This is a genomic window from Paenibacillus sp. 01T443 (assembly GCF_056398325.1).
The window spans coordinates 139,494-156,417 of record NZ_JBFTPE010000009.1; the positions used below are offsets into that span (position 1 = coordinate 139,494).

Below are 16,924 nucleotides of genomic sequence, written 5' to 3' on the forward strand. Positions count from 1 at the left end.
GGTGCGCATTGATCATGCTTGAGTCTATGAATCGTGCGTTAAACTACATTGAAGAGAATCTAGCGGATGAGATGGATTGGAATGAAATAGCGAAAATCGCGCTTTGCTCCGAGTATCATTTTAAAAAAATGTTTTCATTTCTTTCAGGCGTTTCACTTTCGGAATATATTAGGCGCAGACGGTTGACGCTTGCGGCTTTTGACCTTCAAAACAAAGAGGTCAAAATTATTGATATAGCGATCAAATACGGGTATCATTCGCCCGATTCTTTTACAAGAGCTTTCCAGCATTTGCATGGCATAACGCCATCAGAGGCTAGAAATAATGGTCAATCTCTAAAAGCGTATCCTAAAATGACCTTTCAATTAATCATTAAGGGAGGAAATGAAATGAACTTTCGAATTGAGAATAAAGAAGCATTTCGCATTTTAGGTATCAAGAAAAGAGTGCGGATTGTTTTCCATGGGGTCAATCCGGAAATCGCATCGATGTGGGCAAGCTTAGATGATGAAGCGATCCGTATGCTTAAGAGTCTTTCAAATGTTGAGCCCATTGGATTAATCAGCGCATCGACGAACTTCTCGGAGGAACGAATGGAAGAGAAAGGCGAGCTTGATCATTATATTGGGGTGGCAACGACGAAGGAATGTCCGGATGACCTGACGCAGCTTGAAGTGCCGACATTGACTTGGGCTGTATTTGAAGCCATCGGACACTTTCCGGGTACGCTGCAAGAGGTTTGGGGACGCATCTATTCCGAGTGGTTTCCCTCCTCTAATTATGAGCAGATAGATGGCCCTGAAATATTGTGGAACGAATCGAAGGATATCACATCACCAACGTTTAAAAGTGAAATATGGATACCGATTAAGAAAAAGCAGAAATCATTTGAAGATTGAATATAAACGTAAAGAAGCCGCTGCGATACAAGGGATCGAAGCGGCTGTTTCTTGTCCTTATATAGAAAGTTCTTTTCTAGGACTAAATATGTTGTTTCTTAGCAAAATACACACCGCACTTAATATCAACGAAACTAATCCCCCTACTACGATGTATTGTGTACCGATTGCGGATATAAATAATCCACCTACAGCTGTACCAATTGTCGTCTCCGTGTTCATATGCAAAGAATGTAGGATCAATTGCTTCTCTGTCCTGACTAACAATAAAACAATGCCTTGCCATTAGCAAATGGTCTGGAAGGATTTTTACATATCCATAAGCAACCTTCCATTCACCACTTTGAAACTTATCAGCATTTTGAATGAGTACATTAAATACGTTCGCATAGCAACTCTTCATATATCTATAAAGAGAGTTCGATCTTATAACAATTCATTTTGCACACAATTTGATGTTTTTAAACAGCAAAAAGTCGCACCATGACGATGCGACTTTCACTCTATTTATATATTATTTAAGCTGGTATTTGTGCATTATGTTGCCTACTCAATCTTACACTCTTACGATCAATCATTTTGTAAATTGGATTAGTGATTAATTTAATTACATATGAGGTTCCGATGCAAAGAGCAATCAGCCAGATAAAGATCAGTATTGGATGCTTTGGAGCGAATGTTAGTGACGGGAAGATTGTCAAGTAGAAGAACATATGCGTCAACCATATATTTGTAGAATGGTTGCTCACAAAATTCAAAACCTTTGTCACTCTACTACCCTTATTCATCAACAGAAATAGGCATATAAAAATTACTGCATTTATCGGTGCAATGATTGATGACTCAATAATTCCATGAAATACAATTAAAGACATGATACCAACACAGCATATCGTATTCTTAAATCTGATCATATGAAACTTGTTATGGATTTTCGTGTAAAACTTCTCTTTCGCAAATATTGCACCTATCATAAATGAAATTAATGTTGATCCTGATAGGACTGTCAAATTAACTAGATATAGAGCTACAGGATGGTCTCCAAAGTCTATTATCCCTTTATATCTTTGCACATGGCTCAAAAAGTATATTACACCTGTCAACGCTATTATTAGTAGATAATTATACTTTTGAACAATTTTCACTAGAATAGGTGAAACTATCACGAAAATTATGTAGACTTGCACAAACCACCATGCTCCATTGTAGGTGTTCTTTAAACCCAAGAAATCGAGAACTAAGTTTGAAATATCAAATTTAAAAAATTGATCCTTACCGATCAAAAATCCCATAGGTATAAAGATCAAGAAAACCGTCCAATAATTAACGTACAGTTTTAAAATGCGTTTGAGGTTTTTGCCGAATATTGATTCAGTTGATTTTGAGAACGTTACAAAAAATGCATATCCAGTAACAAACATATAAATTGGTCTACACGCATCTCCTAACAATGCGATGTAGTAAGACCAAGAAACACCATTGATTAATGGGGTTGTGTAAAAAAGCCCTCTCGCATCCTTGGTTGCAAATAAATGAAGCAGTACCATAAATAAAATCGCCATGCCTTTGAGAATCTTTGTGTCATTCTTTGAAATTTCCAAACAAGCACCTCGCCCTAGTATATTCTCTATTAAATACAGATTAGTTCGTTATAAAGAACTAGGTCGATTGTATCATATTTTTACTTAAAATAAAAGAAAATACGGCAAAAAGTCGCACCATATAATTCAAGGGGATGCGACTTATTGCTGAGCTGCGGACGTGATCCATTATTGAGTGATATTACCTCCAATACCAGCTAATATTCCCCAAACCAAAGTAATGATAGCCATAGGTACAGTGAATGTCCAAATGAGAATAATACGATGTAAACTGCTCCTAATGTGAAAGGAAAAGTCGCTACAGTTTTGATGGAATTTTTAGTAAGTAAATTCCCTGCCACAATGTTTCCAATAACATTTGCCCCACCGTATACTACTAACATTAAACTAATCGTTTTCCCAGAAATATTAGTTATGGTTTCAAGATACTCAGCAAGGTAGCTTTAAACCCCAAATATTGCTGAATTTATAAATATAACAGCGGCAATGGAAAGCCAAGTTATTGAATTTTTTAATACGCTTAATTGTGATCCGTAAGAAAGTCTTTCCTTAACAGGCATGGATGGTACAAATAGTAATGTAGCAATGAATGTTTAGAAGATGAAAATCCGATGTTGCATTAAAGTGCACTTTAAGGTCTATAATAAGCCCTTCGGATTTGATCACAGTAATCGTAATAAGAATAAGAACAAAATAATAAATAGATTTATGGAGGATACAATGGAAATTCATATAAAAGAAGCAGCAGAAAAGATAGGTTTGCCTACACATACACTCCGATATTATGAACAAGAGGGTCTTCTACCTTTTATAAAAAGAGATGGAAATGGAAATCGTATTTTTAACGAAGCAGATTTATTATGGTTAGAGCTTATTGTTTGTTTACGGAAAACTGATATACCTCTTTCAGAGTTACGTGCGATCGTGGAATTGACAAAAGAAGGAGACAGCACGGCCTCGCAACGCAAACAGATATTTGAAAAACATAAAGAGAAAATGATGGAGAAACAAAGAGACTTGGATAACGCTTTTATAAAAATTGAATCAAAAATAGAATTCTACGATGAATTAGAAAAGAAGTACCACAAAGAAAAGCTTAATTAAGAACTTACTTTTATAAGATTTTTTGTTGTGAAGAATTGTAAAAAGAAATGCGGCTCGCTCTTTCCTTAGTAATAATTTTCGAAAAAAACCTTGCCTTAAAGTCAACATTAAGGATTAAGCTGTTTTTGTAGCTTTTAAATACATTAAAAAATAAGTTGTGAAAGGATTGTGTTATCTTTTATGTGCAATAATCATAAAAACATGACCACGACACGTGTTCTAAGTGTCCCAAGTGCAAAAGCACCATTTGAAAAAACCACGATTGAGCGGAGAGAATTACGGCCACACGATATCTTAATAGATATAAAGTTTAGTGGCATTTGCCACTCTGATATTCACAGTGCATTCGGTGAATGGGGTGGTGGAATCTTCCCAATGGTTCCTGGTCATGAAATTGCCGGAGTCGTAGAAGCAGTAGGAACAGAAGTGACCAAATATGTCGTTGGTGATCGCGTTGGCGTTGGCTGCTTTGTTGACTCCTGCGGAGAATGCGAATATTGCCTCAGCGGTGAGGAGCAGTATTGTACGAGAGGTGTTATCAACACATATAACGGTCTAGACTACGATGGTAATCCAACATACGGTGGATATAGCCAAAAAATCGTTGTAACAGAAGGGTTCGTTGTCCGTATCCCAGACGGTCTGGATATGGATATGGCAAGCCCACTATTATGTGCAGGAATTACCACATTCTCTCCCTTGAAACACTGGAACGCTGGCCCAGGTAAGAAGGTGGCCATTGTGGGAATGGGGGGGCTTGGCCACGTAGCGATCCAATTTGCTCATGCTATGGGTGCTGAAGTAACAGTATTGAGTCGCTCTAATTATAAGAAAGAGGAAGCATTGGAATTTGGCGCAGATCATTATTATGCGACAAGTGATCCTTCTACATTTAAAGAATTAGCAGGTCGTTTTGATCTGATCTTAAACACAGTGTCTGCAAATCTGGATGTTGATGCGTATTTATCACTGCTTCGCATTGATGGGACACTTGTAAATGTTGGCGCACCAGCTGAACCAGATAAGTATCATGTATTTTCATTAATTATGGGTCGTCGCAGCATTGCAGGTTCACTCGTTGGTGGAATTCGTGAAACCCAGGAAATGCTCGATTTTGCAGCTGAACACGGCATTGCCCCTATGATTGAAGTGATCCGCGCAGACCAAGTCGACGAAGCGTATGAGCGTGTGCTTCGCAGTGATGTTCGTTATCGTTTCGTTATTGACATATCGACCTTGTAATCATATTTTCTATCATCTTCGAAGACGTTCTGATGGAAGATGGGTTAGCCAATTCAATTGGTTGACCCATCTTTTTGTTATTTGTATATTTGTCCGGAGAGTTTTCAATCTAGTTTGAATTAATTTATGTTAAGTCCGAATAGTTTTAACCTTTTCTCCTAGGCGAATAAGTTGAACAATAAATAGGATTGCTTTATAATTTGCTAAATGTAGAGGCTTAAAAATAAGTTTCGTTTCGAACAAGAATTCGATCGGAATTTCAATGAGGAGAGGAGTGTTCATATATGAGTACCGCAAATCGTGGAGTTAACATAGGGCCCCCTCGTTTCAAAATTGCCGTGCATTCCGTTGTGTGGTTAGCTAAAAGCGGAAGTATATTATCGAGCAGCATGATAGCCAGCCAAGTGAATTCGCACGCTACCTTCATGCGGAGAGTCATGCAGGCCTTAGCGGCCGAAGGGATCGTTGAGTCTAAGGGCGGCCGCGATGGTGGATATATTTTACGGAAATCTGCAGATCAGATCACCTTAGGCGATATTTACGCAGCAGTCGCCTCGGGAGCGGGAGAGCAAGAATTCGACGTGGACTGCGGAGAGGCCGGCGAACAATTGGATGTGGAGCTGGAAAAAATTCTCTATGAAGCGGAACAGCAAACGATTGATTACCTCCGTAAATATACCATTGCATGCGTAATGGATCGCGTGGATTTTTTCGTGAATTAATTTTTTTGAAAAGAGTCTAGGCAGAAGGTTAGAAACCGATTATAATGTGCTTAATGAAGTTGCAGTTATGCTGCGCTTTTATTTTTGGATTTAAATGTGCTTATCCGAGGCACATTTAATGAAGTGTATCATAGGAAGTCGAATGTCGTCTTAAAAGGGGAGAGGGTATGGCGATATGACTGTTCGTTGCATTTATTTTGTTTTTTTTTATTTTAAATGTGCTTCAGAAAGTTGCATATAAAAAACGAAAAAGGAGATTTTAAAATGAATATTCTTTCAATCGTATTACAAAGTATATTGGCACTTATGTTTCTGATGGCCGGGATCGGTAAAATTTCGGGAGCTAAAATTCAATAAATGGCGTTTACCGCAATGGTTCCGTGTTGTAACTGGTATTGTTGAATTTGTCGGAGCAGCTGCAATGGTTATCGGATTTTGGGAACTGAGCTGGGCAGCTGCCGGAGCGCTTTTGCTCGGTGTTACATCTATCGGCGGAATCATGACCCATGTTCGTGTCAAGGATTCATTTAAGGATACGTTTATGATTGTGCTGCTCGGTGTTTTATCTTTTGCCGTGTTTTTTATCCATTTATCCAAATTATCTGAATTTCCGGGATTTAACTAATAGATAGAGCCTATTAATACTTGGATATTACTTGGATATTCCATCTGAGAAAGGGGCATTCTTATGGACACCATACCATACGAAAATACAGAATTTGAATTCGGAATTTATTCTTTGGGAGAAATCATTCCTCATTCATCGGGGCAAACCATAAGTGCATTCAAACGAATAGAAGAGATAAAAGCCGCTGCTGTTCTTGCTGACGAAGCAGGCTTGGATTTATTCGGAATAGGCGAACATCATCGCCTGGACTTTGTAACTTCTTCTTATGCACTAATTTTGTCAGCAATTGCCGAGGCCACAAAAAAGATTCGTCTTACAAGCTCATTATCGGTAATCAGTACGGCTGATCCGGTGCGGGTATATGAAGATTTTGCAACGCTGGATCTCATTTCTGGAGGACGTGCGGAGCTTATTGCGGGACGAGGCGCTTTCTTGGAATCGTTTGAGCTGTTCGGGGCTGACTTGAGAAATTATGATGAGTTATTTGAGAATAAGCTCGATTTGTTATTGAAACTGAATCAATCCGATCGAATGACCTGGAACGGGAAATTCCGGTCAGAACTAAATGAAGCAGAAATTTCGCCACGTCCTTTTCAAAAATCTCTTCCGATTTGGATTGGCGTAGGGGGGACTCCCGAGAGTGCAGCCAGAGCCGGCAAATTAGGACTTAATATGGCACTTGGCATCCTTGGAGGAGATCCAGCAAGAGTTAAACCGCTGGTCGATATTTATCGGGCTGCCGGACGAGCTGCCGGGCATGATCTATCGAAGCTGAGAGTTTCTGTGACCGGCCATTCCTATATAGCTAAGACGTCTCAGCAAGCCATTGATGATTTCCATCCCCATTATAACCAATACTTTTCCTACTTTCTGAAAGAACGCGGACAACGGTTCAATATATCTCGTTCGGAGTTGGAACGGATGACAGTTCCAAATGACGTGCTGGCGATAGGCAGTCCACAACAGCTCATTGAAAAAATTTTATATCAGCATGAGCTGTTTGGGCACAGCCGCTTCATGGGCCAATTTGACATGGGAGGGCAGTCGTTGTCTAAGGTTGCTGCTGCCATCGAGCTCTTGGCAACAGAGGTTGCGCCTGTAGTGCGAAGAGAAATCAGAAAAAAACAAAACAGCATCCACAAATAACTATCTGAGTGAACGAAGGGCTGGGCTATCGATTATGAATATAACAATTTTTGGTGCCAGCGGCGCGGTTGGCCAGCTCGTAATGAAAGAGGCGCTTGAGAAAGGCGATTTCGTCACCGCTTACGTTCGCAGAGCAGGAAGCTTGAAACTTACAAGTGAAAACTTGAGAATTGTCGTAGGTGAACTGACTGATCAAGCTCTAGTGGAAAAAACATTGCAAACGCGGATGTCGTTATCAGCACTCTCGGACCCGCTCTTGATACATCTCGAAAGTTAAAAGGCACTCCGATAGCTGACGGTCATCAGACCATCATCAGGGCTATGGAAAAAATGCGAATTAATAGGTTTATCACACTAGCGACACCGACGGTACAATCAAAGGATGACCGTAAAAATTTCACGACCGTCGTCCCGGGAATCATGGCAAAAATACTTTTTCCGAATGCTTATCGAGAGATGAAAAAAATAGAACAGCTGATAAAAAATTCGGAATTGAATTGGACCGTTGTCCGGATTATTAATCCGAACGTTAAGCATAAGAATGATACGTATGATGTTTCTCTTGGCGACACAACAGCCAAAATGGCGGTATCACGAGAAAATATTGGTAAGTTTATGTATTTGGTGGCTATGCAAAATTCATATGTAGGTCAAATGCCAATCGTTTTTAATAAGTAAGAAGCATGCTTCATCCTAAACAGAATGAGTTCTGTGAGAAATGGCCCCTTATATAAGAAGCAATTGGAAAATCAGTTCAGGAGAGTGAGGCAGGTATAACCTGCCTCACTGTTTAACTCCATCGCTGTGAAATAGTGGAGCGATCAAGTCAATACGATTCGTCCAAATGCCGCCGGAATAGCCGTCTGGCAGACGTTTGATATCCTCAGGAGTATCAAATCCGCTTGAAAAATCGCTGCCGTCACCGCCCACGACAATGACGGGGGTACCTGCATTTTCCATTCGGTTCAAGAAACGGTCCGGCCATCCCCATAACCAAGGCGCTATTTTCTCAGGGATGTGCAGTTCCGTATTTTTGCACGCTGATGGCATATAACCCGTCCAGCCGGCTCCAATGTAAGGAAGCAAGCAGCTTTTCATCATCGATTTAGACATGGCGCGGATATCAGGCAGATGAACTCTTAATGCGGCAATAGGTTCATCTCCGCCATAAACGTTTAGTTGCTTTAAACGCTCCTTTGGCAATGTGGCAAGATATTCGGCCAGCAGATCGCCTTCCTTCGGGTCATTGCTTTTAATATGAATTAAAAAAGTTTCTTCCGGAAAATATTCAAGAACTTCTCTAATAGATGGCATTAATCCAATCCCAAGCCCGCGAAATGGGTAGGTTTCTCCATTGTCGGCTGTATAACCATAGCCGATATCGATTTTCTTAAGCTCAGCCATCGTGTATTCGATGGTAGATCCCGTCGCATTTGTCCGGCAATCTAGCGTCCAATCGTGAAAGACAGCGAATTGTCCGTCCTTTGTTGGTTTGATATCGAATTCAACGATGTCCGCTCCTGCTTGAAATGCTGCTTCCATTGATGGAATCGTATTTTCCAGGTAAGGATGCTCCGGTTCGTAGATTCGTTCAGCTGTACACGTATCATTTTTGATGCCTTCCATCGTAAAGGTCTGTGCTAGACCGCGATGTGCGAGTAGAAGCGGGGCATCATTGCGCTGTTTTGAAAACAGTGAAGTATTATTCGCATAAATGAAAACAATAAGCAGGGTAACAAAAATTACGAATTTATTTTTCAATATTTTTTTTAACCTAACCATTCTCGATGCCCTCCCATACCACATCAATCTGCTGCCGCAGCACGCCAAGCATTTCTTCTGCATTTAATCTGGATGAGAAGCTAATGAGCGTATTAAAAAACAATCCGACCAGCACGGCTGCGCAAGTGTTCGAATCCCAGCGGCATTTAAGATTACCGCTGATTATTGCTTCCTCGATCATTATGCGGAGCGATTCTTGAAAAAGCGATATGTTCGTTGCTGCATCCTTGGATTCGACGGCGGATCTTATCGTTTCTATTAAAGTTAGGCGCAGCAAGTCAGCATGCTGTAAATAAATATTTAACAGATCGCAAAGTATACGAAGCAGCCGTTCTTTCACCGGGCCTTCCTGATGTCTATCAATAATCTGGCTCAAAAGCTGCATGTATGTATCAGCCAAATAGAGCAGAACATGCTCCTTTTTTTGAAAATAGTTAAAAAACGTTCCTTTTGCAATCCCGCTTTTCATTGCAATTTCCTCGACCGTCACATTTTCATAGCCTTTTACCTTAAACAATCCAATTGCATTGCGGATAATTTCTTCCTTGGTTTTCTTCTTGCGATTTTCTCTTAGCATACGTTACTCCTTCCGAAAAAAATGACCGAAGTCATTTATGACTACGGTCATTTTATAAGAAAAATCCTTTTTTGGCAATTGGACGATTCAAAGAATATACGGTAAAGGGCGCGTATTAGGCCAGCTTTGAACCGAGTGCCTTCACTTTATTCAGCCATTTGGCGCGTAGCTCCGGTGATGAAGGCTTAACCGGGCCGATCTCAGTTACGCGTACAGGAGTGATCCCGCAAAACTGTAAAATGTTGCGTTTCATTACATTGTGGCCGGCACGTCTGTAAATCCATCGGTTATACCAGGACGGAGTATCCATTGTGACAATGAGATGCGCGGATTTTCCTTTTAACAGCTTATCCCACAGGCTGGAATTTTCACGGTATTTGAAGGCGAAACCGGGCAAAAAGACACGGTCAATAAAGCCCTTTAGAATAGCTGGCATCGCGCCCCACCACGTGGGATAGACGAATACAAGATGATCGGCCCAGCTGATTAGCTTTTGGGCTTCGATCAGATCTTTCTCGAGCTCGGTTCTTTGACGGTATCCGTACTTTAGGTTCAGCTCAAAATCGAGTTTGCTTAGATCAATCGTGCGAATTTCGACTCTATTGACGGAAGCGGAAGCCCCTTCCGCATAAGCCTCAGACAAGGCTGTGCAGAAGCTTTGGGAATCGGGATGTCCGTTAATAACGACTATTTTTGATTTCATATCATTGTTCCTCCTCAAATTAAAACGGGCTTATTCTGATGAACGCTGTCCATCATGCTTGTTTTCGATATATGATAGTGGTGCAGGACTACAATTAGCTTAGTATGAAATGAGCGATAAATGAATGATCAACGACGCAGAAATGCTGCTAATTCACGCAAAGGAGGAATAAAGCTTGAAAAGCGACGGGGTCGCGATCTCGATGGTTTATCCGATTATGAAATCCATCGTTCAAAAAGGATATGATACGGAGCAATATTGCCGTTATGCTTCATTTGACGCTAGTATGATGCAGGATGTGGAAGCCCGTATTGCAGGCGAGGAATTGGAGCGGTTAATGATTGCAGCCGCGGAATACACGCAGGATGATTATTTCGGCCTCTATCAAGGGCAAATAACGGAGTTCGTCGATTTGGGCATTCTCGGTTACGTTATGATGCATTCACTTACGATTGGCGAAGCATTAGCGGCATACCAAAGATATAACGTCATTCTTTGCAGCGGATTCAATTTGGATTGGGAAGTGCAAGGAAACGATGTTCTTATCCGCTTGTTCTTACAGTCTCCCGGGCGGATGTCCAGGCATTGCGTGGAAGATATGGCGAGCTCGTTGTATCGTTTAATCGGCAGGCTCAGCAACCGGCGGATCCCCTTAACAGATATACAGTTTGAGCATGCTGCGCCGGCTGATTTAGCTCCCTATTTGACCACGTTTGGAAAAACGCCCCGGTTTGGCGGGGATGAAACGGTTTTGCGCATGGGAAAGGAAGTACTGGATTATTCGGTCATGTATTCCGATGCAAGGCTCTTAAGCGTATTTGAAGCCATTGCGCAGGAAACAAAAGACGAACTGACTCAGGCAAGCTTGTTTTCAGAGCAAATTGTCCAATGGATGAGAAAAAGCATGCCTTCTTTTTTTCCGACGCTGCAGCAAACGGCTGCATTTTTCGGAACGAGCACGAGAACGCTGCAAAATAGATTGAAAGAAGAAAATACGACATATAATGATTTATCCATCCGCGTTCGTAAGGAAATGGCAATGGGATATTTGAAGAAGTGGGAGTATTCGGTGGGTGAGATTGCCTATGTTCTGCATTTTTCAGAGCCGAGTGCCTTTCAAAGTGCCTTCAAAAAATGGACGGGAATAACGCCTGGGCAATATCGGGCGAAAATAATGAACACGAAGTAGGAGAGTGTGAGTCAACCTTGTTTTTTATTTGAGCCTGCCTCTCGCATGAGGCAGGCTATTTGCGATGAAAAAACCAAAAGGATTCCCCTTATCCAACTATTTTCTCCCGTGCGTTCATTCCCAATGAAAGGTCTAAACGCTACAATAAGAAGAGATGATTGTTTCGCAATACCTCTAAGGGGATGTGATGATGATATCAACTAAAATGGAAATCTTGGTTGTCGACGATGAACCCAAGCAGCGGCGCGGTTTGGCTGCTATGGTACGCTCCCTGAGGCCGGACTATAAGGTACATGAGGCGAAAAACGGCAAGGAAGCGCTTGAGCTTGCGGAAAACCGTTCACTGGACATTATATTTACGGATATTCAAATGCCGATTGTGAATGGCATCGAGTTTCTAATGGCGTTAAACCAAAAGGGACATAACGTGCCCAAGGTTGTTTTTGTAAGCGTATTCCATGAATTTGGTTATGCGCAGCAGGCGCTTCGGCTCGGAGCGAAGGACTATTTGGTTAAGCCTGTTATTACCGAGCATTTGGAACCTATCATTTCCGATTTGGAGCGGCAGCTAGAAAAGGAAAGCACGCTACAATTAGAGACGAAGAGTCTTAATGATCAATTGGCTCATACGAAGCCTGTATATATGGAGCATCTGCTGTATAAGTGGATGACGGAGGAATTGCAAGCCGCAGAACGGAACGAGGTAATGCGGCATTTTACAAGCAACGGTCACGGCACAGTGCTGATCCTGGAAACCAAGCCTGACGACCGCACGGCGGATGAGCTCGAGTGGAGGAGCATCTTGAAACGGGCGATATTACAAGCTTATACCCCTTTGGCAGAAACGATGGTCGTGGCGCCCGAGCATGAGAAGGACAGGCTTTATGTGATTGCGGTCTGGAAACAAGGCATCTCGGGAGCGGAATGCCTGGACCAGCTTAGGAGGGCGCTGAGCCAGCTAGAGAACGTATACAATCGGTCCATTAGCGCGGGAATCGGAAAGGAATTTGCATGTATAGAAACGGAGATCCGCGCGTGCTGCGAAAGCGCAAAGCTTGCTTTGCAATATTTGTATTATTTTCCGGAAGGCATGTGGCTCTCTGTCAATGAGCTTCAAAGGATGCTAAGCCAGGACGGAAGCCCATTGGCTGCAACCAAAGATACCGACGCGCTCGAGAAGGCTGTGACGGAAGGCCAGCTTGAGCTCGCTGTATTATCGCTTGCTTCCCTGCTCGATCAAATGGCAGCCGCTTATCCATCGCCTTTCCGGCTGAAATGCAATGCAACGCAGCTGCTGCTCACATGCTTAAAACGCGTGGAGCTTGTCATTGACGATGATCAGTACCGCATTCTGGCTAATCGCATCGATCAAGACATCATCGCAGCCAAATCCTTTCGAGACACGCAGCATACGGCAGCAGGCCTGCTTGCGGATATGATCAAGCAAATGAAAAAAGACAAATCCTCGCGCAGCGAGATGATTATGCAGAAATGCCGAGAGTTCGTGGAAGCGAATTTGCACGAGGATTTGGGGCTGGAGCTGATCGCACAGCGTTATTTCTACAATCCGTCCTATTTTAGTATTTTATTTAAAAATAATTTCGGCCTTTCGTTTACAGATTTCCTAGTGAAAGCACGTATGCAGAAGGCACGCAGCCTGCTGCTGCAAACGGATCTGAAAATCGTAGAAATCGCAAAGCAGGTCGGCTACAAAGATATTAAATATTTCAACAAGGTATTCAAAAAAATGTTCTTATATTCACCAGAAGAATTCCGAAGAATGTTCTCATCCTGATTAAACGAGGCCAAACCGATGCGCATCCTGAGAAAAATGGCGGACATGGCTGCCAACGCAAAATTCCGGATCAAACTGCTTGTCTCTTATTTCGTGCTGGTTAGCTTTATTATTTTGATTCTTGGTTTTGCTTATTACCAGATCAGTGCACGGAATATGCTGTCCAACGTAAGGGAAAGCCTTGGGAATGTCGTCATTAACAATAACCAGCTGCTCGACGAGAAGCTCCAGTATATCCGTGACAAAAGCGAAATGCTTCCGATCGACAATGAATTGTACCGTGTCATTACGGAGGTAGATGCCAGCGATAATGAGTCTTTATTGAAAGCGGATCGGCGAATTACGCAAATCCTGTTCAAATATTTCGGCGGTGACACCGATATGTATGCTTCCTTTATCTTGACGCCTGAATATAACTTTGGAAACACAGCGAGAATGTTCGTGATGCCGCAAGGTTTTTTTGCATCCTCCCTGTATCGTCAAGCGATCTCCGGCAAAGGAGATTTGGTGTGGATTCCAACTTATCGTTTTGCTGAAACCTTAGGCGAAAAGGATATGTCCGAGCTCACCTTTGAGTTTAGCAAGCTGGTATCAGCGGTTAAAGTATTGAATCTTACCTTTCTTGATGAAAAAGGCATTTTCCATTCGCTGCCGCAGACGATGCCAAAGCCAATATTAATGGTCAACTTAACGACCGATTATATCGGGAAACTGTTCGCGGATTACGCGCGGCAAAGCGAGTTTCAGCATTTGTCGTACGGCATTGTCGACGAGAGCGGGAATGTAGTGATTGATTCTGATCCAGAACGGGTCGCAAGTCTTGATGCGCCTTCCTGGCTTGGCGAAGCCATAGCGAAGAAGAATGGCAGCATTCAGAAGGAGATTAACGGCAAGAGCATGGTCATCAGCTTTAGCCGTATGGAAAGCACGGGCTGGATTTCTTATATCGAAATTCCCGTGAAGGATGCGCTGCAGGATTTGAACGCGCTGCGCAGGTATTCTTCTCTATTTCTCGTTGTCATGCTGCTTGTTTCTATCCTTCTCGCCTATGTGATGTCGGTCTACATTACAAAGCCGATCAGCCGGATGAAGAAGGCGATGAAGCTGATGGAACGCGGCAACTTTCATATTCATATCCCGGAGCATGGCCGTGATGAATTTGGACATCTTATCCGAACCTTCAATCATATGAACGGCCGCATTCAGACGTTAATAGAAGAAAATTACGCATCGCGGCTGAGGGAAAAGGAAGCAGAGCTTATGGCGCTCAACCTCCAGCTTAATCCCCATTTTCTCTACAATACGCTCACAACCCTTTACTGGATCGCGGTGGAGAACAATCAGCAGGAGATGAGCTTAATCATCCACAATCTAGCGGATATGCTGCAGACCTCGACAAGGAACAAGAAGGAAACTTGGCCGCTGCGGACGGATCTGGATTGGTTGAACAAATACATCTATATTATGTCGAGCCGGTTTGAGAATCTGTTCCATGTCGAGATGGAAGTAGAAGAGAAGCTGCTGGACATGGAAGTCCCTAAGCTGTTTTTGCAGCCTTTTGTAGAAAATGCGATTATTCACGGATTTGCCGAGAAGGAGCAAGGAGGGGAAATCGTTATTAAAGGCTGGTCTGACGGCAATCATGTGCAATTTTCTATCGTTGATAATGGGAGCGGTATGGATAAGGAGCAGATTGATAGAATAAGATCGGGCAAGGCGCATTCGACAGGCATGCCGAACGTGGAGAAGCGGATCAAGCTTTTATACGGACTCCAATATGGGTTTGATATTTACTCCGCCGAGGGCAGCGGAACGACGATTATACTTCGGATGGGCATGTACCCCGGACAGCAGGACAAGACTGAAGTCCAATGAGCGAGGAGAGAAAGGAGCTAACAGGTGAGAGGAGACAGGCGTGGAATCACGGCGTTATTGATTTTATGTGCCATGCTGCTTGTTGCGGGCTGCCACGAGTCAGGCAGTGCCGTGAATCGAGATGCGGCAAGCGAAGCTGCAGCCATGAAAAATAAAGAAAAAGTCGTCTTGACCTATGCTTCCTGGGGCTCTCCGAACGAGAAGCAGGCCAAGGTGAGAATGATTGAAAAATTTATGGAGAAATATCCATGGATTACGGTCGAATACGTGTATGAGCCGGGCGATTATATAACCAAGCTTACGACGATGTATGCGAGCAACAAAGCGCCTGACGTATTTATGCTCTACAAGCATACCGCGCTGCAATGGGCGGAGCAGGAGAAGCTCTATAACTTGAAGGAATTTCTGGATACCGATACCCAAATCAATGAAGCTTCGCTCATTCCTAACGCCCTTATGTACTGGGAGCAAGGAAAGATAGCAGGTGTCAAGGTTGCTGAGGAGTCGTTCGCCCTCTATTATAATGCCGATCTCTTTAACGAAGCGGGTGTAGCACTGCCGCCTGCAAAAGCGGAGGATGCATGGACGTGGGCTCAATTCCTGGATGCAGCAAAAAAGTTGACCATCGACGGTAGCGGAAATAATGCTTTGAGCCCGGATTTCGATCCCAATCACATTGTCCAGTTCGGTGTACGCTTCAACACCTGGATGTGGCACTTAATGGTGCCTTCCAATAATGCGAGCGTGATCGCGCCTGACGGCAGTAAAATGAATCTGGACGATCCAGCTGTCATTGACGCGGTCCAAAAGCTTGCAGATCTTATCTACGTTCATCATGTCGCGCCATCGCCGATTCAGGAGAAAAATCTGCCGCAGCCGGCACTTGCCGTGCAAAGCAGAAAGGTAGCCATGAATCTCGATGGACAATGGGTTCAGCTTGATCTTGGCGCAGCCGGTGTCAACTACGGTGTTGGCGTATTGCCTAAGCTGAAGACAAGTAAAACGATTCAGTTTGGGGAACCGCTTGTCATGGCCTCAACAACAAAGTACCCGAGGGAAGCCTGGCTGTTCTATAAGTGGCAGCTCGATTCCGAGAATTCCATCGATTTGCATGCCAGCGGCTTGTGGATGCCGCTGCTTAAGGATTATTACACGAAGCCTGAGCTGATTGCGCGCTGGGCGGATGTAAATCCCGGACATCCGAGCGGCTATCAGGATGCCGTAATGCGGCAGACGTTTGAAAATGGCGTTAATTCATATGACTACTATTTAAAAAATAATGAAAATATATCAGCGATTTTGCAGCCGGCGTTCGATCAAGTGTGGTTAGGCAAAAAAAGCGTCAAAGAAGCCTTCGAAAGCGTGTCGGATAAAATTGCCGAAGCCTTTCAGGGCACATATTCCGGCAGCAATCATTAAGTAAAAAAGCCCCGGCGCAGCCGTGGCTTTTTTGATATATAAGAATTTATATGTTTTCACATATAAATGTGCTTATATATCTCCGCGAAACGACTGCTTTGCCACAAAGGACGGCGACAGCCGTTTACGCTTGCTGCGCGCTAAAGTTTATGAGCGGATGACTACCTAATCATCGTCACCGAAATCCAATGATTTTCCGTATTGTTCGCTTTGAAAACGCTTGCTAACATTAAGGCTGTCAA

Annotated in this window: 14 protein-coding genes and 2 pseudogenes; 11 read left to right on the plus strand and 5 right to left on the minus strand. The window is 43.0% G+C overall.

What is annotated here, in order from left to right; all coding sequences use genetic code 11:
* The first annotated feature begins 8 nt into the window (after positions 1–8).
* On the plus strand, positions 9–899 hold the full coding sequence (locus tag AC1DLI_RS18885; RefSeq protein WP_477605273.1) for an AraC family transcriptional regulator: 891 nt from the start codon (positions 9–11) through the stop codon (positions 897–899).
* 518 nt (positions 900–1,417) lie between these two features.
* On the opposite strand, the gene AC1DLI_RS18890 is transcribed toward AC1DLI_RS18885, so the two are convergent.
* Together AC1DLI_RS18890 and AC1DLI_RS18895 are read right to left on the minus strand one after the other, a co-directional pair.
* On the minus strand, positions 1,418–2,500 hold the full coding sequence (locus AC1DLI_RS18890; RefSeq protein ID WP_477605275.1) for an acyltransferase family protein: 1,083 nt from the start codon (positions 2,498–2,500) through the stop codon (positions 1,418–1,420).
* Between the two features lie 171 nt (positions 2,501–2,671).
* Positions 2,672–3,090: pseudogene (locus AC1DLI_RS18895) on the minus strand (MFS transporter); the annotation flags it as partial.
* A 130-nt stretch (positions 3,091–3,220) separates the two neighbouring features.
* On the opposite strand from AC1DLI_RS18895, the gene AC1DLI_RS18900 reads away from it, so the two are divergent.
* The 6 genes and pseudogenes from AC1DLI_RS18900 to AC1DLI_RS18925 all read left to right on the plus strand — a co-directional run bounded on the left by AC1DLI_RS18900 (position 3,221) and on the right by AC1DLI_RS18925 (position 8,020).
* Entirely contained in the window at positions 3,221–3,604 is a 384-nt protein-coding gene (locus AC1DLI_RS18900; protein ID WP_477605277.1) for a MerR family transcriptional regulator, read from the plus strand.
* A gap of 180 nt (positions 3,605–3,784) precedes the next feature.
* Positions 3,785–4,846, plus strand: a complete 1,062-nt coding sequence (locus tag AC1DLI_RS18905) for an NAD(P)-dependent alcohol dehydrogenase (protein WP_477605279.1) — start codon at positions 3,785–3,787, stop codon at positions 4,844–4,846.
* A 284-nt stretch (positions 4,847–5,130) separates the two neighbouring features.
* Positions 5,131–5,568: an RrF2 family transcriptional regulator gene (locus AC1DLI_RS18910; RefSeq protein WP_308999194.1), complete on the plus strand. Its 438-nt coding sequence runs from the start codon at positions 5,131–5,133 to the stop codon at positions 5,566–5,568.
* Positions 5,569–5,962: 394 nt separating this feature from the next.
* Complete coding sequence (locus AC1DLI_RS18915) at positions 5,963–6,193, plus strand: DoxX family protein (protein WP_477605511.1); 231 nt, start codon at positions 5,963–5,965, stop codon at positions 6,191–6,193.
* 63 nt (positions 6,194–6,256) lie between these two features.
* A complete protein-coding gene (locus AC1DLI_RS18920) occupies positions 6,257–7,342 on the plus strand; it encodes an LLM class flavin-dependent oxidoreductase (protein WP_477605282.1) in 1,086 nt (361 codons plus the stop codon).
* Positions 7,343–7,424: 82 nt separating this feature from the next.
* A pseudogene (locus AC1DLI_RS18925) lies at positions 7,425–8,020 on the plus strand (NAD(P)H-binding protein).
* Between the two features lie 105 nt (positions 8,021–8,125).
* On the opposite strand, the gene AC1DLI_RS18930 reads toward AC1DLI_RS18925, so the two are convergent.
* From AC1DLI_RS18930 to AC1DLI_RS18940, 3 genes are all read right to left on the minus strand, one after another.
* Positions 8,126–9,124: a glycerophosphodiester phosphodiesterase family protein gene (locus tag AC1DLI_RS18930; protein WP_477605284.1), complete on the minus strand. Its 999-nt coding sequence runs from the start codon at positions 9,122–9,124 to the stop codon at positions 8,126–8,128.
* Positions 9,117–9,701, minus strand: coding sequence for a TetR/AcrR family transcriptional regulator (locus AC1DLI_RS18935; RefSeq protein WP_477605286.1), 585 nt, complete (start codon positions 9,699–9,701; stop codon positions 9,117–9,119). The genes AC1DLI_RS18930 and AC1DLI_RS18935 overlap by 8 nt, the downstream gene beginning before the upstream one ends.
* A 115-nt stretch (positions 9,702–9,816) precedes the next feature.
* Positions 9,817–10,404 (minus strand): NAD(P)H-dependent oxidoreductase, encoded by a 588-nt coding sequence (locus tag AC1DLI_RS18940; RefSeq protein ID WP_477605288.1) that lies wholly within the window; start codon positions 10,402–10,404, stop codon positions 9,817–9,819.
* Between the two features lie 202 nt (positions 10,405–10,606).
* On the opposite strand from AC1DLI_RS18940, the gene AC1DLI_RS18945 reads away from it, so the two are divergent.
* The 4 genes from AC1DLI_RS18945 (at position 10,607) to AC1DLI_RS18960 (ending at position 16,682) form a co-directional block, all read left to right on the plus strand.
* Entirely contained in the window at positions 10,607–11,593 is a 987-nt protein-coding gene (locus tag AC1DLI_RS18945; RefSeq protein ID WP_477605513.1) for an AraC family transcriptional regulator, read from the plus strand.
* Between the two features lie 190 nt (positions 11,594–11,783).
* Positions 11,784–13,388: a response regulator transcription factor gene (locus AC1DLI_RS18950; RefSeq protein ID WP_477605290.1), complete on the plus strand. Its 1,605-nt coding sequence runs from the start codon at positions 11,784–11,786 to the stop codon at positions 13,386–13,388.
* Positions 13,389–13,406: 18 nt separating this feature from the next.
* On the plus strand, positions 13,407–15,263 hold the full coding sequence (locus tag AC1DLI_RS18955; protein ID WP_477605292.1) for a sensor histidine kinase: 1,857 nt from the start codon (positions 13,407–13,409) through the stop codon (positions 15,261–15,263).
* A 24-nt stretch (positions 15,264–15,287) separates the two neighbouring features.
* Complete coding sequence (locus AC1DLI_RS18960) at positions 15,288–16,682, plus strand: ABC transporter substrate-binding protein (RefSeq protein ID WP_477605294.1); 1,395 nt, start codon at positions 15,288–15,290, stop codon at positions 16,680–16,682.
* The last annotated feature ends 242 nt before the right edge of the window (positions 16,683–16,924 follow it).